The sequence below is a fragment of the Vibrio mytili genome (assembly GCF_049563345.1).
Taxonomy (GTDB): Bacteria; Pseudomonadota; Gammaproteobacteria; order Enterobacterales; family Vibrionaceae; genus Vibrio; species Vibrio mytili.
In genome coordinates this window covers 1,304,305-1,329,136 of record NZ_CP110481.1, presented here as the reverse complement: position 1 = coordinate 1,329,136, position 24,832 = coordinate 1,304,305, and the positions used below count along the sequence as shown (strand labels likewise).

Sequence of the window (24,832 nt, the reverse complement as noted above, 5' to 3'; positions counted from 1 at the left end):
CTGTGAGCTCCTTTTATTTTGGATAAACGAAAAGAAAAATATCATTCATAAAGCCGATGTTGGACAGGTATAATCTGCTCTCATCGTTTCCTTACCTACCGATAATATTATGACCGACGCTGACATCGAACTTCAACATATCTGGTTAGAAGTACAAGCGGAACGCTGGCACAGTATTGCACGCTTCCTGTTTAGCTTTTACTGCTACAAATACAACCATGTCAGTAAGACGAACAAACCATGTTGGGAGTCCGCCCGCAACGAGCTACCAGCTTCGAAGACAATCCAAACTCGTAAGCACTGCGTGATAGAGCCATTGATTCCCGAAGAAACCGTCGTCGGTTTATTAAAAGCGTTAAGTAAAGATGGAGATATGTCGTTTCATGCTATGGAGCAAACACTGAACGAGTTTTTGCACTACGTAGTGATCAGCAAGAGCGATCAAGCGAAGCTCAAACCAAATATGCCAGCAAGCTGGTATCAGGAAAGTGAAAGACCCGTAATGGCGCGATTTGAAGTGGCCGGTATTCCGATGAATACGTTTTGACTGGATAACGTTAAGTTACTGAATGATATAAAATTAAAAAGGCTTAACGTGGCATTATTAAACAAGCCTTATCGCCAAAGGTAATCACACTAGACTAACCTCGCCGATAAGGCTTGAAACTATGACATGAAGCTATGACATGAAGCTAAAGCTCAGTCATAAAGGTACCAACCGGTTTTACTGGCAGGTACTTTTCATAAAAACTATCGTAGGCCGCTTTGGGGTTGAGATCACTAAACACCTCTGGATACATGATCTTGGCATAAAATTGGATCAATGCGCCATCGATAATCGTTCGGCAAGCACCGTGGTATGCTCCATACATACGATTATTTTTGACTGCAGAAATTGAAGACCAGCCGATACGATTTTTAAAGCCTGCTAATCTTTCTTTCGCTAAAGCTTCGTCGATACCTTCCCCCATTATCATTGCGTCATCACTACCACCTGATTCATAGCCAGTAATGACAATCACATCTGGGTTTGCAACGATGATCTGCTCTGGGTTTAACTTACCCCACCATTCAACGAACGGCGCGGAAATATTCTCACCACCCGCCATTGTTGCTATCGCACCCCACATATTCTTACCAAAGGTATAACCAACTTCACCAACACCTGAAGCACCATATTCGGTATATACTTTGGGTTTATCTAAATTCGCTTTTGCTAAACGTTGACTGATCATGTCGACATTTTGTTGGTATTCATTTGCGATGGTTTTTGCACGCGCTTGCTGACCTGTGATTTCACCAATCAGTTTAGTACTTTGGACATGGCGTTCGACAGTTTGTGCGTTGTAATCGACTACAACAACGGCGATACCAGCACTCTGCATGCGTTCAACCTCAGATGCCAAGGCTTTAAACTGCCAATCCGCTAGCATGACAACGTCTGGGTTCAGGCTTATTACCTTCTCGACAGAAAACGCATTGGTGTCTACACGACCAATTTCTGGAATCTCATCAAGCGATGGGCGATGCGCTACATACGCTTGCCAACTTGCTGTACGAGCCTGCCAGATATACTTTGACATACCTACAACGTTGTCATAAGCCGCTTCCGTACCAATTGCCATGTAGTCTTCTGGGTAAAATCCAACCACGACTCTTTTTGCAGGAGCGTCAAATGTTACCTCTCGTCCCAACACATCAGTAACCGTCGTTTGTTCGGCAAATGCCATCGTGCTCACACACACCGCTGCAAGCGCCAATAAATGTTTCAACATCAACAAGATTCCTTTTTATTATATCAGTCTGGCGTTCCGCGTCCGCCTTCGCTTCGCGTATCATAATTCTTTTACTAATGATAATGCAACTAACTATCATTAGTGGTAGTATCGGCATCTCCCAACAGGTACTGTGGTTTCTTCTATAGACCGTTTAGGAGTCTAAGCTGACACTAACTAGGTAGTAATTCGTGCAATCTGTAGATTTAGAACAACTCATCCAACAACAGCGCAAGAGCGAAAAACGTCGATTTATGGTTATTGGTGCTTTTAGCACACTGATTTTCGCCACCTTCGTATTGGACATTATGACGGGTCCCTCTTTGCTTGATGCGACCAAAGTCCTGCACTCTATTTTTGAATTTCTCGGTTTGCCATTCCACGTTGAGCCCTCAACACAGATCATCGTCACCGAGCTACGATTACCCATCGCCATCATGGCTATTGTTGTTGGTGGTGCCCTTGGCATGGGTGGTGCAGAGATGCAAACCTTACTCAATAACACCATGGCAAGTCCGTATACGTTGGGGATGGCGGCAGCGGCTGGTTTTGGTGCTGCCATCACGCTATACATGGGCTCTTTTGGTTTGAGCAGCAATTATGCTGTACCGATAGGGGCATTCCTATGTTGTATGTTATCCGCCTGTTTTCTGTTCTCATTAGCATCAGCTCGTCACATTAGCTCGGGCCAATTGATTCTGGCTGGTATTGCCCTGCTCTTCTTGTTCCAATCCTTGCTGTCTCTGGTTCAGTTCGTCTCTTCACCTGAGCTTAGCCAGCAGATACTCTTTTGGCTGTTTGGTAGTTTAACCAAAGCAACGTGGAATACCGTCGCGATTACCACTGGTGTTGTGCTACTTGGTGGGCTTTTATTACTGAAAGATGCTTGGAAACTCACCGCTCTCCGTCTTGGTGAAGAGCGAGCTAAAAGTGTGGGTGTCAATATCACTCGCTTACGTCTCAAAACACTATTTATCGTCGCGGTGATCACCGCTACGGTCACCAGCTTTGTGGGCATCATCGGTTTTGTAGGTATCGTTGCGCCAAACATGGCCAAGTCGATGGTCGGTGAAGATCAGCGATTCTTCCTGCCACTCTCTTTCTTAATTGGCGCTTTCTTGCTATCGGGCGCGTCTGTACTGTCTAAGATTATCGTGCCGGGTGCGCTGTTTCCTATCGGTATCGTTACCGCGATTATCGGTGTGCCCTTCTTCTTTTGGTTAATCTTGGCGAAGCGAGGTTAATCATGTTAACAGCAAAAAACGTCAATATTCAGATTGAGTCATTAACTCTCGCGAACAACTTTAACTTCACGCTTGAGCCGGGTCAGGTGACCGCGGTGTTGGGTCCAAATGGCGCAGGTAAAAGCACGTTGCTTAAAGCCATTTTTGGTGATGTAACTCTAAAAAGTGGTTCCATTTCTCATTACGACGACAAATTCGATACAACGTCGCTGTCCTCATGGCGAGCCAAATTTGGCTACATGCCACAAGATATTGGCCTGCAAGTGAGTCTGAGTGTAATTGAAGTGGTATTGATGGGGCGCTTAGACTGCTTGAGTTTGCGGATCGATGACCAATTACTGGCTGAAGGCTTGCACATATTGAACAGCATCGGCATGGCGCACTTAGCGAACCGTGACGTCAGTTCCCTGAGTGGTGGTCAGCGCCAGATGATCTTGTTCGCTCAAGCCATTATGCGTAATCCGCAAATCATGTTGCTTGATGAACCCGTCAGTGCGCTGGACCTCCATCACCAGCATGTTTTGCTCGACCATCTTGTCACTCAAACGCGCGAGCAGAACTACGTGAGTGTGATGGTACTCCATGACCTCAATCTCGCGGCTCAATACGCCGATAACCTATTAGTTATCAAACAAGGTGAGCTAATCTGTGTAGGATCGCCAAAAGACGTGTTGACCACTGAGTTAGTCAAAGATATCTATCAAGTGGAAGCAAGCGTCCATCATGATGATAATGGCGTGCCCTTCGTTCGTACCATGAAGGCCAGTTAAAAAGTACTGCAAAGAAAACGCTTTGCCGAAATGCAGTCCATCGGGGCTCACACCTCATTGATTCTCACAGCTCAATAACACAACACGCAATAACAATGCTCAATCACTTTGGCTCGATAACATTGATCCGGAGTGAATGAGCATTTTAGTAAGCGGGAATGAATCTCTATTGATTGGTTTAATGCGAGCTCAGAGACCGCCATACCTTTCTTTGTTCTTTGTCCATGTACGACCAAGCAATGAATCGACTGATTTTTTGTCCTTGGCTCATTTCGACAACTCGGATTGATTTCACACCCAATTTTTCCAATTGTTTGCGCATAGGGCGTACATTGTCTTTCTTAGAAATTAGGGTCGTAAACCAAAGCACTTGAGCGCTGAATGCCTGGCTTTCATTGGCCATTTTACGGATAAATGCAGCTTCCCCACCCTCACACCAAAGTTCGGCATTTTGACCACCGAAATTCAGCGTTGGCTTAACCGGGTCTGCACTTGTTGGCTTCACGCCTTTTTTACGCTGATTGGCTTTTAAGTTGTCCACTTTGCGTTGGCTGCCCATCGCGGCTTCTTGTGCTGAACGATGAAACGGAGGGTTACAAGTAGTGACATCGTAACGCTCACCAGAGCGAATAACACCGCGATAAATATTGCTTTGGTTCACCTGCTTGATCAGTTCAATCCGACCAGATAAAGCGGCATTTCGATCAACAATTGCTTGAGCTGACTGGATCGATTTAGCATCAACATCACTGCCGGTATAGTGCCACCCGTACTCAGTAACACCGACAATTGGATAAATGCAGTTCGCGCCGACGCCAATGTCCAATGCACGCACTTCATGATGTGGATATTTACCTTTTTGTTCACCATCTAGCAGCTCAGCGACACGGTGAATGTAATCAGCACGCCCTGGGATTGGTGGGCATAAATAGTGCTCAGGGATATCCCAAAAATCGATATCGTAATAAGCCGTTAGCAATGCTTTATTGAGCATTTTTACCGCTTTTGGATCGGAGAAGCTGATCGAGTCTTCCTCTTTTGGGTTCTTAATGACAAAGGATTTTAACCGAGGCTCACTCGCGGTCAGCTTTTTAAAGTCGTAACGACCACGATGCGGGTTACGCTCATGCAATCCGCTTTTGGCAATTTTTATAAAGTCCACATCGCTTTTTTCTGCGGGTGATTTTGCTTTGCCTGAGGGCTTGTTTTTAACTCGCTTTTCTTCTTTAGCGCCTTTATTTTCCTGCTTTGATGGTGCAGGTTTTCTAGACTTTTTTGGCTTAGCGGTATGGTTATTGTTCTTCATTCGAGTTCGCTTTTAAATCGAGGTAAATCATAAACAGACGTGCATCAAACTCTAACTGATGGTATTCAGGTTCCATATAGCAGCAGAGTTGATAGAACGCTTTATCGTGGTTTTTCTCACGGGTATGCGCCAACTCATGAACCACCAGCATTCGCAACAATGGCTCTGGCGCATCTTTAAACACGTTCGCAATACGAATTTCATTTTTCGATTTAAGCTTTCCGCCATGATTACGGCTGATCACGCTATGCAACCCTAGCGCGTTATTGATCAAGTGAATCTTCTTATCGTAGACCACTTTGCTGATCGGTGCGGCTTTCTTCATGTAGCGATTTTTGATCCCCATAGCGTATTCGTAGAGCGCTTTCTCACTCTTGATTTGATGGCGTTCTGGGTAGCGTTTTTCGAACCAAGGAATGAGCGTACCCTTATCGACCAATGAGCTAACTTGCTCGACAATATGCGGAGGATACCCCTGAATGTATCGAAGTGACGGATGCATGATGTAAAGTCTGCTATGACAATAGAAAGGCGCTCAATATACCTGAGAGTCCTAAGACTTTCATCTCGTCATTGCTTTGGTTACACTTCGCATCCCAAAGATAATTGAGAGAAACTCCATGAAACGTGTCGTTCTTTACATTAAAGACAAATGCCCCCATTGCAAAGATGCTCAACGTTATCTTGACTCTAAAAATATTACTTACCGTCTGTGTAATGCCAAAATGCAACGCGGTCGTAAAGAGCTAGATGCGCTGGGAGCCCGTTCATTACCAGTGTTGAAGATTGGTGATAGCGTGATGATCGGTTGGAATCCAAAAAACTTTGAGAAAATGTACAAAGGTGATTAGCGCCCTTTCAAAGTGGGCTACAAGTACCGCTTAATAAAATCAATAAACGTTCTATCGGCAATCGATAAATACCCTTGTTTCCGCCATGCCAACGCGAGATCGAGCGTGACAGGCGGATCAAAAGGGATACCGACTACGCCTTGCTCATTCTGCGTCACCAGTTCTAATAATGCAGTAATAGCAAATTCTTGTTTTACGATACTCAATATCAACGGCAATAAGTTAGTTTCAAATGAAGACTTCATGGTAAAGCCATGTTCTTCACTGACGTGATCGAGAAACTCTCGGTGGAAATAACCATGTTGAAACATCACCAGTTCATGTTCAAAAAACTCGTTAAACGATAGTGACTGACGCTCGGCAAGATCATGCTCCGGCGCAACCACCGCGACCATTTGGCTGGTAAATAAATGGTCGGTTTCAAGATCGTCAGGAACATTATCACAACTGATCACGCCAATATCGAGTTGTCCATTGAGTAGCATACGCCTGATGGATTGAGTCCCGGCTTCAACCAATGTTAACTTCAGATCGGGGAACTGGCTCTTAAAGGCCATGACAATACGTGGGAAAAAGTAGCTTCCCATCATTGACGGCGTCCCCAGTCTTACCTCACCTTTCGCCAGACCTTTAAGTTCATCAATCGCAAGTTGAGCGTCATGTAACTGCTGAATTACACGCCTAGCGTGCACGAGCAGTATTTCACCCTCTTGAGTCAGACTAATTTTCTTATCGTCACGACGAAACAGAGTGACCCCCAATGATTGCTCGAACTTTTTAATAGAGATGCTCAACGCTGGCTGAGCAATATTCAAAGCCTTGGCGGCATGAGTAATATTGCCGTGTTCTGCAACAGCGAGAAAGTGTTTGAGTTGTTTCGATTCCACTAGATCATATATATATGGTTTCCATATTTTTAATATATTTTTTTTATTTACTTTCAGCTGATAAATTGATCACACTTTCGATACATTTGCGCTCACGCGACAGGCAGGAAACATGGTCACCTTCGGTACTCCAGAATACAAACGAATCACACTGGCGCTCGCGCTGGGTTCGTTTTTAGTATTCTCCAACTTATATCTGTTTCAGCCGATGCTGCCGACCTTCGCCGAGCTGTTTACGATTTCAGAAACACAAGTGAATTGGCTATTTGCGTCTTCTACTTTAGCGCTTTCTTTTAGCCTCGTACCGTTGGCCGTATTGTCGGAGTCTGTCGGACGAAAACCCATGATGACCGCAGGGCTCTTCTCCATTCCTGTATTGTCGCTGCTGATGCTATTTGGCGACTCCTTTCTGTTCTTGGTGGTCTGTCGTGCCCTGATCGGCATTGCATTGGCCGCATTTGCTGCCGTTGCCGTTGCCTACATGGCCGAAGAGCTGGATAAACATGCGTTTTCCATGGCCATAGGAACCTACATTGCGGCAAACTCTCTCGGCGGCATTGCGGGTCGAATCAGCGGTGGGTTATTGGCCGATAACTTTAGCGTCGATATCGCGATAGAAGCCATTATGGTCGTGACACTGATTGGCGTCATCTGCGTTTACTATTTGCTGCCAAAACAGCGCAATTTCACCCCATCTTCCAGCGGTCTGCGCCAACAAAACCGTGCCATTATCGGCCACTTCAGAAATCAACGTGTGTGGTTTGCCATGCTAATAGGCGGTCTTAACTTCGCGTTATTCGTCAACCTGTATTCAGTAATGGGATTCAGGCTGGTCAGCGACCCTCATAACATTCCTGTTGGTTTAGCGTCACTCATATTTGTTTGCTACTTGGGCGGCACATTTTCATCACGTTGTGCGGGCCACTGGAGCAAACGTTACTCATCTATTTTGGGCATGTTCTTAGGTGCTGTTCTCAGCATGAGTGGCATGTGGATAGCGGCATTCGAAAGTATTGCAGCCATGTTATTCGGTTTGCTACTGATTAGCTTTGGCGCATTTTTCACTCACACCTTGGCATACGGTTGGGTTGGGCAAAAAGCCACAACAGCGAAAGCCACGGCAACAGCGCTGTACCTTGTTCACTATTATGTAGGCGGAAGTTTGGGTGGATTCTTACTGCTGTATTGCTGGCAACATGGCGGATGGTCAACGGTCTTGATTGGCGGCAGCGCGTTATACATTGCCATGTTTAGCGCGATTGTTTATTTAAAACGGATTACGCAGGCCCATGACATGAGAGGTAGTTCAACCACTGTGAGTTTAAAAAGAAGTTAGGTCACTCCCTAGCTTACTTTAGCGTGCAGGGTTCACAGCATGGCTAATGTTGCAGACTAAGCCGAACCCTCAACATCAGCTTCTTGCGGCTATTTGAATCGCTATCTGCTATGCTTGCGCCACCTAGAAAATGATTTAAAACGTCGTATGTCAACGAGCTCAACACCAGAAACACAAAACAAAGAGATAGCGGGAATCACACAACAAGTCGAACAGTGGCTCAATGATGTCGTTATCGGGTTGAATCTCTGCCCTTTTGCTGCAAAACCACAACGTAATAACCAAATTAAAATCTTTGTCAGCGAAGTTACCCAAGAGGAAGCGTTGTTGGAAGATATTTTGTTGCAGTTGATGGAACTCAGCAACACCGACCCAGAAGACCTGGAAACCACGTTAGTCGTGGTACCTAACATGCTGGATGATTTCTGGGACTACAACTTTTTTATTGATTGGGTTGAAGGTTTGATTAAACAACAAGATTGGGAAGGCGTGTTCCAATTGGCGACATTCCATCCAGACTACTGTTTTGGTGGTGCGAAGCCAGAAGACGATGAAAACCTGACGAATCGATCGCCATTTCCGATATTCCATCTGATTCGTGAAGAGAGTATGGAAAAGGTTCTCAAACACTACCCAGATCCAGAATCCATTCCAGACACGAACATAGAGCGCGTCTCTTCTTTGACTGAAGATCAGCGCAAAAAGCTTTTCCCCTATTTATTTAAATAAATTATTTAAAAAGCCGTTCACATAAACATACCAAACCGTGCCCTTTAAACCCACTAGGCAGATTTATAAGCAGTCAGAGCCTGATCGCTTGGGGATTAAAGTGCGGTTTGTTATCATTGCGGCTTCAATCGATTCAATGGATATCAGAATGCAACTGTCAAAGCTAACCCAAGAGATTTTTGATCACTTATACCGTGACATTACCGAGTTCCGTAGCACATTCGACCTACCAGTCGCAGACGAAGCGAGCCTAGATAGTCAGGCAGATACACTACACACGTCTTTAGCGATCGAAGAACTGACTGAGTTAGCAGAAGCGGATTGTAAGACCGAGCAAGCCGATGCAATTATCGATAGTGTTTACGTACTGATGGGTCGCCTTGTTCATCTTGGCAACAGCAAAGTGGAAGACAACCTGGCAATCAGTTATCTAATCGATCTCTTGCTGAACGTCGCAGTTAACCGTGGTATCGACTTTATTCCGTGCTGGGATGAAGTGCATTCTAGCAACATGAGCAAAGTGTGCCGCAATGAGCAGGAATACACGGAAACTGAAGCATTTTACGCTGATCAAGGCATCAAATTAATGGCCGTTCATCAGGGCGAATACATCATTGCGAAATGTGCAGAAGATTTTGTTTCCGAAGGCAAAACAGTTCGTAAAGGCAAAGTACTAAAATCGGTTTACTACCGCCCTGCAGATTTAAAGCCACTGACGCAATAATCCCTAAGCAGTAAGCAGACAACAAAAAAACGACCTCAAGCAGGTCGTTTTTTATATATAGTCAAATAGCCGATAAAAGGATAACGCTCAACGTATTAGTCAAAGATTAAGTAAGGCCTGTCTTCTAAAATGACCTTTCTTACCGACGTATTAAACACCTCTCCAACCCTTTCTTCTGTTAATACATCTTCGGCGCGACCAGAGGCATGAAGAACGCCGTTACTTAACAGCAGCACTTTATCAGCATGCTTTAACGTGCGATTGAGATCGTGGTTCGCCACTAATACGCAAAGTCCTTGCGCTGCGACAGCACTGATCAGCTTGTAAAGTAGCCCTTCTTGCGCAATATCCAGCGGCGCTGCTGGCTCATCCAACACCAATAACTTTGAGTATGGATTAATAGTACGCCAGACTTGTAAGCACACCCCGGCGAGACGAACACGTTGCCACTCACCCCCAGAAAGCGTTTGAATACTGCGATGAAGCTTATCTTGCAATTGCACAAGTTCGACAACCTTGTTCACCGCATCTCGAACCTTACTCTCAGTAATCACCGCTCCGCTTGGTAACGATAAAGCAAGATATTGAAAGACATCGACATTAAATGCGGGTCGGGACTGCTGGCATAAATAACTTCGTTGATGTGCTTGTTCCGACAACGGTAGGCGAAGCAAATCATTACCGTTGACACACACTTCTCCACTGACGCTCGCTTGGTGCGTTAGCGTGCCTGAGATAGCCGCAAGTAACGTACTCTTACCTGAACCATTGGGACCAACGACATGAACAACTTGCCCCTCATCGCATTCGAATGATAGTGGCAGAAGTCGTTTACCTACCGCTATGTGCTTAACGTGCATCATGGCTCTTTACCAACATCCAAATAAAGATCGGGGCACCAATAGAGGTCGTCATAACTCCTAATGGTAACTCAGCAGAGTCGAGTAATAATCTTGCACCAATATCCGCAAATACCAGCAAAGCAGCACCAGAAATCGCAGAAAGAGGCAATAAATAGCGATTTTCGGTACCAAACGCCAAACGAAGTAGATGAGGCACCACCAAACCAACAAAACTGATCACCCCTCCAAGCGCAACTGAGCCTCCGACCAGAACAGAAACGGCCAAAATCAGCTTCCAACGCAGCTGATGAACATCAATACCTAACTGGGCTGCATGAATTTCTCCAAGCATCAACTTATCAAGGGGCTTGCCTTTGCAACAAAGCCATATTAAGACAGGCAACATCACTAAAGTGACCGTATGTTGATACCAACTTGCACCACCAATACTGCCCATCAACCAATACATAAGTTGTCGAAGGCTTAAATCATCACTGAAGTAAAATGCCCAGGTCACCACCGCACTCGAGAGAATGCCTAAAGCAACACCAACAAGAAGTAAGCGTGCTGTCGTCAGATGCATCGCTCTTGCGATCGCCACTAAGATGAAGGTAAAAACCATGGCCCCCGCGATCGCGGCCAACATAAATATGATTGGTGTGGGTAAGGCAGGCGAAGCAAACATCACCAGCACCATAGCCAGGCTGGCACCACCAGAAATGCCCAATACACCCGGTTCAGCTAAGACATTGCCCAGTAACACCTGCAAAGTCGCACCAGAAACAGCAAGCGCGGCGCCGATAATCGCGGCAGAAAGCAATCTTGGTAGTCGAAGGTCCACCAGCAGCTTGTGCTCAAATGAAGATAAAGATTGAAAAGGAGAAAGAAAAATCTCTCCGACCATCACATGTATAGCAGAGAGCAGTATGAGCACGGCCGACATAATCAAAAGATTTCGTTGCCAGCGACGTTCCTTATTCAGGATAAGTTGTTGAAAATCCATAATGGCCAGAAAAAACAAACGAGGCCTAACCTTACAGTTAAGCCCCGGTAAATTGCAAATGACTTCGATTCGGTTACCAGCAAATCGCCCATAAAAACAGACTAGTCGCTTAAAACTGCTTATTAATCGTAGACGAGTTCACCATCTTCAAAGCGGGTTTTTACTTCACACACCATTAATGCTGCTCGTTGGCCAATCGCAACGTGTCTATTTGGGAACACAATCGCTTCGTTGTCGTTCTTCGCCATCAATGGTTTATCACCATCATGACCAAACACTTCACCATGAACAAACGACGTAAAATTATCGACATCGTCAGCAAACATAAAATCGAAATCTTCGTTTAAGCGAACAATCGTTCGACTAACGCGATACTTAATACAAGGCTTTGGCAAATGCTCTGGCTGTGATTCTGCGATCAAATTACGCAGTGCTAAATCAAACGCAGTCAGCCTGTCTAAGTCATTCTCCCCGACCTTAGCCACACGGCCAAGCTCCATAGTGAGGGCTTGAGCGCCAAAGTTTTCCGCGCTGTACCAGCTAAATGTGCTCGATGGTGAGTTTGAAAGCAGAAGCGCTTCAATGTGTGCGCTGTCCAGAAAACTCATCAAATCTGCACTTCGGACCGGATGGCGAGTTTTCGGACTGACCGCAAAAGTATAGTGTTTCGAACCGCGGATAGCGCAATGTAAATCGAGATGCCAACGCGTTGTTGGGTCGGTGTCTTGATAGAAATTGGTTACCAACTGCTTTAATGCCTTAGCAATGTCCAACTCTTTCGTTTGAACGTGGTCTTTTTCATCAAACAAACGGTTGAGATTTTCTTCTAGAAATCGTGTGTGAGCTAAAGTCGACTCTGGATGAGCGATGATAAATAAACAGCGCGCTTCAACACTGCCAAAACCGGATTCAATATCTTTAATGATCGAATCAACCAGTTCCATCGGAGCGGTTTCGTCACCATGAATGCCACACGAGATGATGATGTTCTTGGTATCCTGCGTGTACTTCGCTGGGATAACCTCTAGCACACCACGCTGACAAAGTTTCAGTTTGACGCCATTAGACAACACCTGCTCCTTAGGAGCCGCATCGATATGCAGGTCTAACGTGTCAGTCAAAAACGATTGGCGAAAGAGAGATTTCGTCATGCGTTACTCCTTAATTGCACGGCGGGTATGTTAATAAATTGTACAAAGAATTTTTGTTGCTGCGATCCCACATATGAGCAGTAACCATTATTTTCTCCGAAAATCTGATACCTTTTAGCCCCGTAATCTCAAACCAAGCATTAAATTGTCTGTTATTTAAACGATTACAAAGTGTTAATCGATGAACTTTACCACAGGCACTATCGATATCATTATGATTTGATCAACTTTTTGTCTCGATTCGCCAACCGATTCACAGTATGTGTTCTAATTCGGCAATAACGGCGAAAACGCAGACAATTATTGAGCGAAGGAAACACCAATCGCTCGCACTGACGGGTATATTTGGTCGTCCACGGTTAACGTTATGTGCGTCATTGAGCCGTTGCCAATGGTTAGCGTCGAATACCACTTAGGGTTTCGCCAATCGAGTTCTAATACGTGAGCCAATATCATCCTAATGACACCGCCATGAGTGACGATTAACACGTTGTCGCTTGCGTCGTTAACGATTCGAGACCATGCGTTATTTACTCGTAAAGAGAATGCATCTAAGCGCTCTGCATTTGGCAATGGGTGCTTGGCAGGCGCTTGCCAAAACGCGTCGAGCTTCTTCCACTGCTCCGTCAGCATATCAAATGGCACACCATCAAAGTCACCAAAGTCCATCTCCTGCAGATCTTGATCTTGCACGACAGGCAGCAACTGTTGTTCACCGATCATTTGCGCGAGGTCGTAACAACGTGAAAGCGGTGACGAAATAATCGCCCCGACCTCTAGCCCATATTCTTTCCATGCATGAGCAATTCGCTGTTGCTCTTTGTCATCGACTTTTAAGTCGGTTTGACCATGCATGCCGGGTGCAGCGTTCACTTTTCCGTGTCGTACTAAATAGATATTCAGCGTTTTCATATCTTCCTAACCCTATTCTTTTAGGACGAGAGGCAACCCAGCAGCCACAAACGTGACACGGTCACATACCTCTGCGAGTCTCTGATTCATTCGACCCGCATTATCGACAAAATAACGACTGACCGCGCCAAGCGGAACCACACCCATACCAACTTCGTTGGAAACAAAAATCACCGATGCTTCACAGTGAGAGGCGGCCTCAACCAACCGATTGATTTCTACCTCGAGTTTTTCATTCGCGCAGTCATCACCCAACTCAAATATCCAGTTATTAAGCCACAACGTGAGACAATCGACTAACACAACATCATCACGACCTAAGCTTAACAGTAACGCCGCCAAGCGCCGGGGACATTCATGCTCTTGCCACCCTGCTCCGCGTTGCTTTTTATGATGCGCGATCCGTTCGCGCATTTCGTCATCAAATGGCAATGCCGTAGCGACGTAATGCAGCGTTGCCCCTGAAGTATGTGCCAGCGCTTGCGCGGACTGCTCTGCAAGTCGGGATTTTCCGGAGCGAGCTCCACCTAATATTAGTTGCTTCATGCGATTAGTCGTTCCATGAGATAAGTCGTTCTATGAGGTCAATGACATTAAGAACCGAGGCACCACGCGATTAACGTAAGATATACCAGTAATTCTGCGAGTTGCTGAGCCGCTCCGAGACAGTCACCCGTAAAACCGCCAATTCGCTGAGTGAGCCAACGCTTAAAACCAAAGCGAAATACTGCAAGCACCACAGTGATTAACGCCGCCTGAGCCACTCCGAGGAAAAGCGCGACGACACCACCAGTGAACAGTAAAATCGCCACTTCTAACGACGACTGTTTATTTGCAAGCGGCTTGCTCTTTGATGTATCGCTGTCACTCACATAAGGCATGTCATAAATCAGTGTCGCGGCTAACGTTCGGCTTACCGTATAGGCCACCACGATAATCAATTCGAATTCCGGTAATGAAACCAACTCACTCCAAAACACATACTTGGCCAACAACGCCATGATTAAGGTTGCTGCGCCATACGTCCCGATACGGCTATCTTTCATTATCGTGAGGCGACGTTCTTGCGTCATCCCTCCTCCAATGCCATCGGCCATGTCGGTCAGTCCATCTTCATGAAAAGCACCGGTAAGCAGCAAACTAAAGACCATAGTTAGAACTAGCGCTACTGCATCAGGAAGCAATGTGTTGAACAGCCAAAAAGCCAAGGCACATAATCCACCTAAAACAACACCAACCAACGCAAAATAGCGTCCAGCCTGGTTCATACGTTCTTCGCTGTAAGGTAAGTTAGCCGGGACAGGTAAACGACTAAAAAAGCTCACCGCCAACAGAAAAAGTTCACCTTGATAACGTAAAGAGCCGCGTACTTTATCCTCTGGCGTTTTCAGAACTGACACTAGACGGTGACTCCCGCGCTCTCAAAACTCGCCATGTTGTTATAAAACTGGGCTGCCGCTTTTAGCAGTGGTAACGCAAGTGCAGCACCAGTCCCTTCTCCCAGACGCAGACCAAGATCCAACAAAGGCTCAGCTTTTAAGTATTCGAGTACAAATTTATGCCCGCTCTCTTCAGAACGGTGGGCAAACAACATGTAGTCACGCGTTTCTTCATCAAGTAACGTCGCAATGTACGCCGCGACTGAGACAATAAAGCCGTCAACTAGAACTGGTGTTTTCAACCGCTTAGCTTCTAGGAATGCCCCCACCATTTGAACAATCTCATAACCACCGACTTGAGCTAAAACCGCTTTGGTATCCAGGTCGTGACATCGGTGAGCACCTTTTGCAACCAGTTTGATCTTTCGGTTCAGTTGCTCTTTATTGATACCCGTTCCTAGCCCAACACAGTGGTCCACTTCCAACGGGCTAAGTGCAGTCAACAACGCCGACGCAGAACTGGTATTGCCAATCCCCATCTCACCAAACATCAATAGATTCGAACCTTCGGCAATACTTTGTTCTGCGATTTTTGCGCCGTAATCCAGACCCAGCGCCACTTGCTCTAAGGACATTGCACTTTGTTTAGAAAAATTGGCCGTACCATTGCCTAAGCGTTGCTCGACCAGATTGGGGTGTGACTGACACTCTGGGACCAGCACATTAATCGGCTCCAGCATGCCACAGTCAATCACTTTAAATTCGATTTGGTTCAAATCACAAAAACAATTGATCGCCGCACCACCGGCTAAAAAGTTGGCCACCATCTGCTGAGTAACAGCGCTTGGTGCAATACTGATCCCCTCTTCTGCGACTCCGTGATCACCAGCAAACACTAACATCGTTGGTTGACGAATGGTGATGTGTTCCAACGCTTGCGTTTTACCCTGGCTTTGTATGAGCGCGAGTTCCAAGGCTACCTTCTCGAGTAACCCTAGCGAGCCCAATGGCTTGGTTTTATTATCAATGCGCGCTTGGATATCAGCAGCAAAAGAGCGATCCATATGTCCATTTTCCTTATAAATGCGGTTTACGTTTTATTCAACGTCAACGGAAGAGAGAAACAGTGTACGTATCTCTTACGCAAATTCACGTGATTTTTTTATAACATGACAGCCTCGCTTTACCCGATATGAAAACCTGCGTATAACAATATAATCACGTACGTTCTCACTTCGGAGAAGACTCATGAACAGCAGCGTCAATACTTATGCCATCATTGCGGGTGCCACGGGCTTAATTGGCCAACAGGTTTTAACCAACTTACTCACTCAGCCCGGTATCCCTGCTGTATATGCTCTCTCTAGACGCCCACTCACTGGTATTGCCGACCCAGACAAAAAAATCATTCCACTCATTGACGCCGACCTTTCGATTTACGATTGGGATGAAGAGCAACCTTCGCCACAAGTGGGGTTTATCTGTTTGGGCACAACATTAAAGCAAGCTGGCAGCAAAGAGAACTTACGTAAAGTGGACGTAGAGCTCGTCACGAAAGTTGCCCGTCAAATGAAGATGATTGGCGTGAAACGGTTAGCGGTGGTTTCCAGCCTGGGTGCAAACAGCCAATCACGCTCTCATTATCTTGCTTGTAAAGGACAGATGGAAAGCAACATAGAAAAGCTGGGGTTCGATGAGCTAGTCTTCGTCCGCCCTGGTCCTCTAGTCGGTCAAAGAGAACAACCACGAGGCGATGAAAAACTGGTTCAGAGCCTGTTGAAAATCCTTCGCCCTTTGATGATTGGGAAACTATCTAATTTCGTGCCAATTGCTGCGGACGACGTTGCTAAAGCCATGATTTATCAAGTATTCAGCTATCAAGAAGATAAAACGACATACCTAACCCGAAAAGACATGCTCGATTTAGTAAGGCACTATGATTAAGTATCAAAATAGAGACATTCTCTAAAACACCCTGCCTTAGCAGTTAATATAATCGCGAATCATATAACATTAAGAACTATATCATTCCTGTTTTTCATTTTTAAACTGAAAGACAGAGGGGTATCTTACCGTCCCCGCTTCGTTAGTAAATTGCAGCATGTTTCGCTGAATAATAAGGTAAGGTTATGAATTTCGCAGTAGTTGCCTCTCTTGTTGTATTTGTTGGCATATTATTTTTTCTATTTCGCCAGCAACAAAAACAACACACTCTTTCTCGTCTCGTTTTAATTGGTCTTGTTACTGGCTCTTTGTTTGGCTTAGCGCTTCACCTCATTCATGCTGAAAACGGCAGCGTGATATCAGACGTGTTGTCTTGGGTTGCCATCGTCGGTAACGGCTATGTTGGGCTGCTAAAAATGGTGATCATGCCATTAGTCTTGGTGTCGATGATTTCCGCGGTTGTAAAACTGGAAAAAGGCGGCTCACTGGGTAAGATTTCTGGTCTGACAATTTCAGTGTTACTTGTCACAACCGCTATCGCCGCATTGATTGGTATCGGCGTAGCTTCCGCCTTTGGTCTGTCAGCAGAAGGGCTTACCGAGGGTGCGCGAGAAACCGCTCGCATTGCCGTGCTAGAAAGCCGTGTAGGTGCAGTGAGCGACCTAACGATTCCTCAGATGCTGGTCAGCTTCATTCCAACCAACCCATTCGCAGACCTGACAGGTTCTCGTTCAACCTCGATTATCGCGGTCGTAATCTTCGGCGTTCTAACCGGTATTGCTGCACGTAAGGTCATGCAAGAAAAAGCAGAACTGGAAACACCAATTCGCACTTTTGTTGAAGCTGCACAATCTATCGTGATGCGTCTAGTTAAAATGATCATGGCGCTAACGCCTTACGGTATCGCTGCGTTGATGACCAAAGTAGTCGCAACATCGAGTGCTTCTGACATTCTTAACCTACTTGGCTTCATCGTTGCGTCCTACGTTGCCATTGCACTGATGTTCGTTGTACACGGCATTCTGGTTTCTTTTGTTGGTGTAAGCCCAGCAGAATACTTTAAGAAAATTTGGCCAGTGTTGACCTTTGCGTTCACTTCACGCAGTTCAGCCGCTACCATTCCATTGAATGTAGAAGCGCAGATCACCAAACTGAATGTGCCACCAGCTATCGCCAACCTATCCGCTTCATTTGGTGCCACAATTGGTCAAAATGGTTGTGCGGGTATTTACCCAGCGATGCTTGCCGTGATGGTTGCGCCAACAATGGGCATCAACCCGTTAGACATTAACTTCATTCTGTCATTGGTCGGCATTATTACCATCAGCTCATTTGGTATTGCAGGCGTTGGTGGCGGTGCAACATTTGCCGCATTGATTGTACTCCCTGCAATGGGCTTACCCGTGACCATCGCAGCCCTACTTATCTCAATCGAACCATTGATTGACATGGCGCGTACTGCACTGAACGTTTCAGGTGCAATGACGGCAGGTACTATTACAAGCCGAGTATTGAAATCTGAGCAAGAGCAAGGAACCGCCGAAGAGGCAAATGCCTAGTTTGCTCGTTTCTCTCTAAGAAACAACGCATAAAATCAAGCCGATGGTTTTTCCATCGGCTTTTTGTTTGTTGATGAGTGCAGTTTGTTAGGTAATCGCACAACCAGTTCATTGATAGTTACGTTCACACCAGCTTTCCCAATCATCAGTTCCTAGCCGTTTCCGAGCCCTGCATATCCTAAACGCAGTGATCAGTCCCATCCCTATCCCAAAAAAGGCAGATGAAACAAGGTAGTTTGACCAACGTTCAGGTTCGCTGTGCCACCACATAATCCACATCATAGCGCCCCATCCTAACCCCATAAATACGCCGTGGTATCACTTAACTCACCTGATATTCCTTTAGCTTTTAGATTGATCGGGTAGCGCCTCGTAGCTCGGTATATCATCTAAGTTCGCAGCCCAACTTACCCCACTTCCAACAAAGATTTTGGCGGTAGGTATTATTGGGACAGGACTATCGAGACTGCCCGCAGGGACCATGACGCTTTTTATACTTTCAATCACAGTCGGGAGTGCAGACCCACACTTCTGACAAAAGCTTTTTGCATGCAGTGAGTTTGGATGCTGATAGGTTTTAACCTCTCTTTCACCCTGCAGCCAAGTCAGCGAACCGTCTTTGGCAAACAGATTCGCAGCATGACCGGTGCCAGTGTCCTTTCGGCAGCGAGAACAGTGACACAAGAAGAAAGACTGGAAGTCACCAGACAGCTCATACTTCACCGAACCACAAAGACACGAGCCTTTATGCTTATTATTCATGTCAATCTCCTTACTGTTTAGCTAAGCGTTATCAGCTTATTTTTGAATACACCGCGGTGCTACTTAGCTCACCCGACGGAAGCCTGCAATCATTGCGAAGTAATCCTTCGAATACGTAACCACAACGCTCCGCAACCGCTCTGCTTTTTGCGTTATGTTCGACCGCTTTAATTTCAATCCGATTCGCTTTAAGTTCTGAAAATGCATACGTCTCAACCGCTTTAACCGCTTCCGTAACAAAACCATAGCCGACACTGGCGCTGCGTAGCCAGTACCCTATTTCAAAGAACGGCACAGTTTTGTCTCGGATAGTTAACCCTATCGCACCAAGCAAACAACCCGTTTTCTTCTCTATGATTGAATAACGTAATTCATCTTCGAAGTTCTCAAAGTTTTTGATCGCCTGCTTTGTGTTTTCGATGGATTCAGCTTCTGTTAAAGCATAGGGCACCCAAGGAAGAAAAACACCAAGCTCATCCTGGCTCTCTTGTATCGCTTCCAGCACCAAAGGTTGGAGCTCCATTGAAGGAGGCACTAATTTGAGTCTTTCTGTTTCCATATCACTCTCCAACTGAGGGTTATCGCGCTTGTTAACCAATTTAACGTCGCTTTTTTCATTATCATGCCGCCCTTCGTTGGTTTCTTCAAAGCATAATCAGTGAAGTTAGTGAGTTAGTTAGTTAGTGAGTTAGTTAGTTAGTTAGTTAGTTAGTGAGAGCAAACCTGCCAACTCCCATATAATCAAGAGTTAAACACTGGCAGGTCACGCTCTGGCTACGCCACCTTCTCCTTCTCTGTAATATTAGCGCCTGCATTGCAACGAAGCGGCTTTATAGTTCCCACGCTACTCCGTCATCATTGCAATGTAGCACTTACGGTAGTGGCGGGTTTTAGCGCAATACCTTCCCGCTACCATGGCAGAAAAATGGCAATTTTTATTGGTTACCACCAAGCCTCAACTTGTACACCGTAGTTGATGGTGTCGTTACTCTTATTGTTGTCAAAAGAGTCACCCTCATTGTCTTTCAAATAAGTCGCGAAGAATCGAATTTCTGGACGTGCAAAGAAAGACTCTCCCGCAGAGATAGCATGTGCAATAGTGAATTTTGTACCACTAAACTTGTCTTCAGAGCCTGAATCCCACGTTTTTTCTTGGTCAAAGTAGCCTACTTCTAACATGGTCTTGTTGTATGGCGACCAGTTGTAAGTTGGACGAGCTACAAACGAGAACAACTTTTCCTTATCTAACCAGTCACCATGATCTTTCACGTTGCCGTAAGTTAAAACATGATTGATCAAGACATTTTCGCCTAAGTTCAAATCACCAGTACTGATAAAACGGAACCCTTTTGCATCGCTGACATCACCACTCCAGATGTCATACCATCCACCACCTTGTGAGATAGCGTTCTGTGCAAGCCCTTTGTCCATATATTGGAGTACAAACTTGTTATACCCCAACGCGAAACTCTGGCTAAGTTCAGCAGTTACCATTAGACCGTTATCGAAGTTTTCAGCGGCGTCTTCTTGCTCATCAGTTGGGTTAACCATTGCATAGTCAACACCGAACTCAGTCCAAGATCCTTCCCATGGGCTAAACCCGGCGTAACGTAGATCTAAGAAGTAAGTATTCAGATCTCCGTAACTCGTTTTATTGCCAGTATTATCCCACTCGGCCAACTCATTATCAGCTCGGATAACCGCTGCTGAAACCGCACCGGTATTTAACTTTATATTTTCGATACCCACACCGTATCCAGAAATATTCCAGTACTTGGTATCTATAATGTGAATATCATGACGTTGATAAAAGCGTTTACCAGCCCAGATAACGGCATCAGGTGAAGCAGGAATATAACCCTTAGCTTGAACATTTAACTGTTTAATTCCAAAATTAGCGCTGTCATCTTTACTATTTTCAGACTCTAGGTTCCCGTCCGATGACATTTCAAACATACTTTCAAAGTACATTGAACGACCATCTGAATTGAATAATTCTTGGCCTAATCCAATTTCTGAATAAGTGTCAAACTCATTGCCCAAACGGCCCAATGTCGTTTTATTAAACTCATCGCCTCCCTTGGTACCGCCTCCATCAGCACTGGCTCCCAAACCAGCACGTACGTAACCGTAGAAATCGACTGCTGAAACTTGAGTGGCGAATAAAGAACCTAAAATAGCGACTGTCAATGTTGCTTTTTTCATTTTAATTTCCTTTTGTATTACTTTTGAGTTATTGGCTGGGTAAATATCGCCATATCCTTTGTTTAGGCAATACTTACCCGTAAGATGAATTTCATCTTATTTATAAATATTGTTATTCATTGCCCGCCTAAATAATCAGGCGGGAGAGTTATTTATTATTTTGGAGAACGATAACTTTATAGGGTTGAAGTGTAATATTTTCCTCAATATCGTCACCTGAATTGGCATTTACCCAATTCCCGTGCGGAACTTTCAAATCTCGCGGCTCATTCAAAAAGTTCATAATGAACAAATAGCGAGACTGTTCGTCCTCACGAGTTGTCACTGACACTCCGTAAGGCACGTTTTCAATTGGCTTGCGAATACCATGTAAATGAGCAAGAGAGATGTAAAACAATTCGTTAAACTCTGTCTCTGTACGAGCAGCGATGTAGTAAGCACAACCTTTACCAAGCTGGTTCTTAGTAATGACAGGGCAACCATCAAATAGATCCTCGCGGTAATAAGCCAAAGCTTCTGCCGTCTCTAAATGAATATGTTCCATTAAGTGCTTGGCCTTAAATTCACCACTGAAGCCAAAACCAGAGTGCGTTTCCATTTCAAACAATACGCGTTCATGGTCATAGAGTGAGTCAATCTCTTCAGCCCAAATACCTAATGTGCGGCGCAATGGGCTGCCTTCTCCACCAGGGAAACCTCCCAAGAAGCACAAATCATTCTGATCAACGATGCCACTCCAATAAGTCGCGACTAACGTCCCACCCTGCTCCACAAACGCTTCCAGACGCTCTGCTACGCCAGGTTTTATTAAGTACAGCATAGGCGCAACAATGACCTTGTAGGGAGTAAAATCACATAGCTGCTCTATGATGTCGCAGCTAATACCTTGCTGCCAAAACCCTCGATAATGGTCACATACGGTTTGCTCGTAGTGCATGCCTTCATTGCGAGGACCTGAAGCATCGTCCATTGCCCAACGGTTTTCCCAATCAAAAATGATCGCCACTTCGGCCTGCGTGCTCGTTCCCGCCACATCATTAATTTGTTTAAGATACTCACCGACGGCTGTCACTTCTCGGCCAGTACGAGTATTTGCATGACCAACGTGGTCAATGACCGCACCATGGAACTTCTCAACAGAGCCGCGGCTTTTTCGCCACTGGAAGTACTGAACAGAATCTGAACCATGAGCCACTGCTTGCAATGAAGAAAGCAGATGAACACCGTCTTTTTTGAGCTTAGTGATTGGCTGCCAGTTGGTTTGGCTTGGGGTTGATTCCATCAGTAAAAACGGCTGGTTTTTCAGTGTACGCATCAAATCATGGTACATCCCGGTATAGCAAGCGAGCGCAACCTCATCGCTGTCGCGGTGCCAAAGTGGATAGCTGTCCCAAGAAACAACATCAATTGACTTCGCGAGTTCCCAATAGTTGTAGTCGTAGAAATACTCCATAAAGTTTGCTGTTGTTGGCAACTCAGGATTTATCGCTTTAAGTGGTGCAATCTCGTGTTCACAGAAGTTGGAGACGCGATCGGTACAAAACCGTTTCCAGTCCAACTTAAGTGCGTGAACTGAGTTCTCACCAACGGGAGATGGCGACTCAATCTGTTCCCAACTGGTATAGGTGTGACTCCAAAAAGCACTCCACCACAGCTTATTAAGATTGTGCAGAGACCCGTATTTGTTTTTCAGCCACAAACGAAACTCTTCTTGGCAGTAATTACAGTGACAATCGCCACCATATTCGTTTGAGACGTGCCAGCCTATCACCGCAGGATGTTGACTGTAACGTTCAGCCAATTTAGCGTTCATGATGCTTACTTTCTCACGATAATTAGGTGAGTTGTAACAATGGTTATGACGCTCTCCATGCAGCTGTTTAACGCGTGCGCTGTTGACTCGAAGTACGTCAGGGTATCGTTCAGACAACCATGCAGGACGCGCACCACTCGGTGTCGCCAGGAATACAGAAATCCCATTTTCTGCCAAGTTATCCAGTACGTTATCCAGCCATTCAAACTGAAACTCACCTTCTACAGGTTCAAGAGCAGACCAACTGAAGATACCGACAGACATAACGTTGCAATTCGTCTGCTTCATCAGTTCAATATCTTTCGCTAAAATATCTGGTCTGTCTAACCATTGCTCAGGGTTGTAATCTGCTCCATGGAGCAAGCCTTTTATCTTGGGAATGATGTGTTTTTTATTGTTCATTATTGACCTTTAAATACTTTCAAAGACGGTAGTGCGTTACCTTCAAAATCAAATAGCGCTTGGTTCTCCCATGAGTTGCCCATGTCCCATTTGTCCCCGCTATAGTCCATGCCAGCGCCCGTTGACCAGGTTGCCCCATTGATTGGTAACCATGCAGGCTCCCAGTAATAAATCCCCAGGCCTTGTTCGTTGGGCAGTTCATTCAGCAGCGTCATGATGTCAGCCAGGTATTGCGCCTGACCTTCAATTGAAACACTGTATCCCTCAATCGGTCCTGCCTCGGAGTAGCTATTACCTAACGCATCACCATTTTCAGTGGTAAACGGGAAAGACGTTTCGACTAAGACAACCGGCTTGTTGTAGCGACTGATGACGTCATTCATATTGGCTTTTACTTTATCGATTGAACCGTGCCACCACGGGTAGTAAGACATACCAATCACATCAAAATCGACACCACGTTGGGTGATTTCATCAAACCACCAACGGAATAGACCGTTGTCACCTGCTTCAGCGAGGTGCAACATGATTTGAATGTCTTTACCACTGTCATTGTCATGCACCGCTTGGATGCCGGTTTTTAAAAGAAGTGATAGACGGTCGAATTCCTTACCATCTTGACCCCAACTTTTCCCTTCAGGCCAAAGCATGCCACCATTCAGCTCGTTACCAACTTGAACCATGTCTGGTACGACACCAGCAGCTTGGTGCGCTTTCATCACCTCTGCTGTATAGTCGTAGACTTTCTGTGTTAGATTCTCAAACGTAAGTTGCTCCCACTCTTTTGGCTTTTGTTGCTTTTTAGGATCAGCCCAAAAATCGCTGTAATGGATATCAAGTAGGAATGACATACCGTTTGCTTGTGCGCGTTTACCAAGCTCAATGGAACGTTCTAACGTGTTATTACCACCACCAAATACTTCACCAGTAGCTGACATCGGGTCTACCCACAAACGTGCGCGGATAGAATTAACCCCACTATCTTTTAATATTTTAATCAGGTCTTCTTCATTACCATCTTGGTAATATTTTCCACCTAATTTTTCTATTTCCGGCAACATGGAAATATCCATACCACGAATAAAATCAGCTCTCAGCTTAGGAGCAGTTATAACAATATTATCCGTATCAGAATTAATATCAGAGCTATTATTATTTGAAGAATTTACAGATTGACAGCCAGCCAAAGCCACTGCCGCACTAATAAGTGCAACCTTAAATTTTGTGTTCATATCTTT

General features: G+C 45.3%; 26 protein-coding genes. 9 read left to right on the top strand and 17 right to left on the bottom strand.

Going from position 1 to position 24,832, the window contains the following annotated elements; genetic code table 11:
- Positions 1 to 109: 109 nt before the first annotated feature.
- Positions 110 to 547, top strand: coding sequence for a hypothetical protein (locus ONE56_RS06200; RefSeq protein WP_041157058.1), 438 nt, complete (start codon positions 110 to 112; stop codon positions 545 to 547).
- Positions 548 to 692: 145 nt separating this feature from the next.
- On the opposite strand, the gene ONE56_RS06195 is transcribed toward ONE56_RS06200, so the two are convergent.
- Positions 693 to 1,775, bottom strand: a complete 1,083-nt coding sequence (locus ONE56_RS06195) for an ABC transporter substrate-binding protein (RefSeq protein ID WP_423840430.1) — start codon at positions 1,773 to 1,775, stop codon at positions 693 to 695.
- A gap of 191 nt (positions 1,776 to 1,966) precedes the next feature.
- On the opposite strand from ONE56_RS06195, the gene ONE56_RS06190 reads away from it, so the two are divergent.
- Together ONE56_RS06190 and ONE56_RS06185 are read left to right on the top strand one after the other, a co-directional pair.
- Positions 1,967 to 3,019 (top strand): FecCD family ABC transporter permease, encoded by a 1,053-nt coding sequence (locus ONE56_RS06190; protein ID WP_423840429.1) that lies wholly within the window; start codon positions 1,967 to 1,969, stop codon positions 3,017 to 3,019.
- Between the two features lie 2 nt (positions 3,020 to 3,021).
- Positions 3,022 to 3,789, top strand: coding sequence for an ABC transporter ATP-binding protein (locus ONE56_RS06185; RefSeq protein ID WP_423840428.1), 768 nt, complete (start codon positions 3,022 to 3,024; stop codon positions 3,787 to 3,789).
- Between the two features lie 178 nt (positions 3,790 to 3,967).
- Here ONE56_RS06185 and rlmF read toward each other — a convergent pair whose 3' ends face one another.
- Positions 3,968 to 5,095, bottom strand: a complete 1,128-nt coding sequence (gene rlmF / locus ONE56_RS06180; RefSeq protein WP_423840427.1) for a 23S rRNA (adenine(1618)-N(6))-methyltransferase RlmF — start codon at positions 5,093 to 5,095, stop codon at positions 3,968 to 3,970.
- On the bottom strand, positions 5,082 to 5,597 hold the full coding sequence (locus ONE56_RS06175) for a M48 family metallopeptidase (protein ID WP_041157063.1): 516 nt from the start codon (positions 5,595 to 5,597) through the stop codon (positions 5,082 to 5,084). The genes rlmF and ONE56_RS06175 overlap by 14 nt, the downstream gene beginning before the upstream one ends.
- A 118-nt stretch (positions 5,598 to 5,715) precedes the next feature.
- On the opposite strand from ONE56_RS06175, the gene ONE56_RS06170 reads away from it, so the two are divergent.
- Positions 5,716 to 5,946, top strand: coding sequence for a glutaredoxin family protein (locus ONE56_RS06170; protein WP_041157064.1), 231 nt, complete (start codon positions 5,716 to 5,718; stop codon positions 5,944 to 5,946).
- 17 nt (positions 5,947 to 5,963) lie between these two features.
- On the opposite strand, the gene ONE56_RS06165 is transcribed toward ONE56_RS06170, so the two are convergent.
- Positions 5,964 to 6,833: a LysR family transcriptional regulator gene (locus ONE56_RS06165; protein WP_041157065.1), complete on the bottom strand. Its 870-nt coding sequence runs from the start codon at positions 6,831 to 6,833 to the stop codon at positions 5,964 to 5,966.
- A 112-nt stretch (positions 6,834 to 6,945) separates the two neighbouring features.
- Between ONE56_RS06165 and ONE56_RS06160 the strand changes: the two genes are divergently transcribed.
- From ONE56_RS06160 to ONE56_RS06150, 3 genes are all read left to right on the top strand, one after another.
- Positions 6,946 to 8,169: an MFS transporter gene (locus ONE56_RS06160; protein WP_423840426.1), complete on the top strand. Its 1,224-nt coding sequence runs from the start codon at positions 6,946 to 6,948 to the stop codon at positions 8,167 to 8,169.
- Between the two features lie 147 nt (positions 8,170 to 8,316).
- Positions 8,317 to 8,898: a DUF1415 domain-containing protein gene (locus ONE56_RS06155; protein WP_423840425.1), complete on the top strand. Its 582-nt coding sequence runs from the start codon at positions 8,317 to 8,319 to the stop codon at positions 8,896 to 8,898.
- 148 nt (positions 8,899 to 9,046) lie between these two features.
- On the top strand, positions 9,047 to 9,622 hold the full coding sequence (locus ONE56_RS06150; protein WP_041157067.1) for a nucleoside triphosphate pyrophosphohydrolase family protein: 576 nt from the start codon (positions 9,047 to 9,049) through the stop codon (positions 9,620 to 9,622).
- A 95-nt stretch (positions 9,623 to 9,717) separates the two neighbouring features.
- Here the strand turns inward: ONE56_RS06150 and btuD are convergent, their stop codons facing one another.
- The 7 genes from btuD to cobT all read right to left on the bottom strand — a co-directional run bounded on the left by btuD (position 9,718) and on the right by cobT (position 15,994).
- Entirely contained in the window at positions 9,718 to 10,485 is a 768-nt protein-coding gene (gene btuD / locus ONE56_RS06145; RefSeq protein WP_423840424.1) for a vitamin B12 ABC transporter ATP-binding protein BtuD, read from the bottom strand.
- Positions 10,472 to 11,467 carry a vitamin B12 ABC transporter permease BtuC gene (btuC, locus tag ONE56_RS06140; RefSeq protein ID WP_331439055.1) on the bottom strand — a complete coding sequence of 332 codons (996 nt, stop codon included), beginning with the start codon at positions 11,465 to 11,467 and terminating at the stop codon, positions 10,472 to 10,474. The genes btuD and btuC overlap by 14 nt, the downstream gene beginning before the upstream one ends.
- A 122-nt stretch (positions 11,468 to 11,589) precedes the next feature.
- A complete protein-coding gene (locus ONE56_RS06135) occupies positions 11,590 to 12,618 on the bottom strand; it encodes a succinylglutamate desuccinylase (RefSeq protein WP_331439056.1) in 1,029 nt (342 codons plus the stop codon).
- Positions 12,619 to 12,918: 300 nt separating this feature from the next.
- On the bottom strand, positions 12,919 to 13,530 hold the full coding sequence (gene cobC / locus ONE56_RS06130) for an alpha-ribazole phosphatase (protein ID WP_331439057.1): 612 nt from the start codon (positions 13,528 to 13,530) through the stop codon (positions 12,919 to 12,921).
- 12 nt (positions 13,531 to 13,542) lie between these two features.
- Positions 13,543 to 14,076 (bottom strand): bifunctional adenosylcobinamide kinase/adenosylcobinamide-phosphate guanylyltransferase, encoded by a 534-nt coding sequence (gene cobU, locus ONE56_RS06125; RefSeq protein WP_423840423.1) that lies wholly within the window; start codon positions 14,074 to 14,076, stop codon positions 13,543 to 13,545.
- 47 nt (positions 14,077 to 14,123) lie between these two features.
- Entirely contained in the window at positions 14,124 to 14,930 is an 807-nt protein-coding gene (locus tag ONE56_RS06120; RefSeq protein WP_423840422.1) for an adenosylcobinamide-GDP ribazoletransferase, read from the bottom strand.
- Positions 14,930 to 15,994 (bottom strand): nicotinate-nucleotide--dimethylbenzimidazole phosphoribosyltransferase, encoded by a 1,065-nt coding sequence (gene cobT / locus ONE56_RS06115; RefSeq protein WP_423840494.1) that lies wholly within the window; start codon positions 15,992 to 15,994, stop codon positions 14,930 to 14,932. Before cobT ends, ONE56_RS06120 begins: the two co-directional genes overlap by 1 nt.
- Before the next feature lie 163 nt (positions 15,995 to 16,157).
- Between cobT and ONE56_RS06110 the strand changes: the two genes are divergently transcribed.
- Both ONE56_RS06110 and ONE56_RS06105 read left to right on the top strand, forming a co-directional pair.
- Positions 16,158 to 16,853, top strand: a complete 696-nt coding sequence (locus ONE56_RS06110; protein WP_041157074.1) for an NAD(P)H-binding protein — start codon at positions 16,158 to 16,160, stop codon at positions 16,851 to 16,853.
- A gap of 185 nt (positions 16,854 to 17,038) precedes the next feature.
- Entirely contained in the window at positions 17,039 to 18,412 is a 1,374-nt protein-coding gene (locus tag ONE56_RS06105; RefSeq protein WP_041157075.1) for an L-cystine transporter, read from the top strand.
- Positions 18,413 to 18,520: 108 nt separating this feature from the next.
- Here the strand turns inward: ONE56_RS06105 and ONE56_RS06100 are convergent, their stop codons facing one another.
- From ONE56_RS06100 to ONE56_RS06075, 6 genes are all read right to left on the bottom strand, one after another.
- Positions 18,521 to 18,715 carry a DUF6404 family protein gene (locus ONE56_RS06100; protein WP_423840421.1) on the bottom strand — a complete coding sequence of 65 codons (195 nt, stop codon included), beginning with the start codon at positions 18,713 to 18,715 and terminating at the stop codon, positions 18,521 to 18,523.
- 39 nt (positions 18,716 to 18,754) lie between these two features.
- Positions 18,755 to 19,174 (bottom strand): GFA family protein, encoded by a 420-nt coding sequence (locus ONE56_RS06095; protein ID WP_423840420.1) that lies wholly within the window; start codon positions 19,172 to 19,174, stop codon positions 18,755 to 18,757.
- 31 nt (positions 19,175 to 19,205) lie between these two features.
- Positions 19,206 to 19,733 carry a GNAT family N-acetyltransferase gene (locus ONE56_RS06090; protein ID WP_423840419.1) on the bottom strand — a complete coding sequence of 176 codons (528 nt, stop codon included), beginning with the start codon at positions 19,731 to 19,733 and terminating at the stop codon, positions 19,206 to 19,208.
- A 383-nt stretch (positions 19,734 to 20,116) separates the two neighbouring features.
- Positions 20,117 to 21,379, bottom strand: coding sequence for a maltoporin (locus tag ONE56_RS06085; RefSeq protein WP_423840418.1), 1,263 nt, complete (start codon positions 21,377 to 21,379; stop codon positions 20,117 to 20,119).
- 148 nt (positions 21,380 to 21,527) lie between these two features.
- Positions 21,528 to 23,594: a beta-galactosidase gene (locus ONE56_RS06080; RefSeq protein WP_423840417.1), complete on the bottom strand. Its 2,067-nt coding sequence runs from the start codon at positions 23,592 to 23,594 to the stop codon at positions 21,528 to 21,530.
- A complete protein-coding gene (locus ONE56_RS06075; RefSeq protein WP_041157080.1) occupies positions 23,594 to 24,826 on the bottom strand; it encodes a glycoside hydrolase family 53 protein in 1,233 nt (410 codons plus the stop codon). Before ONE56_RS06075 ends, ONE56_RS06080 begins: the two co-directional genes overlap by 1 nt.
- Positions 24,827 to 24,832 lie beyond the last annotated feature (6 nt).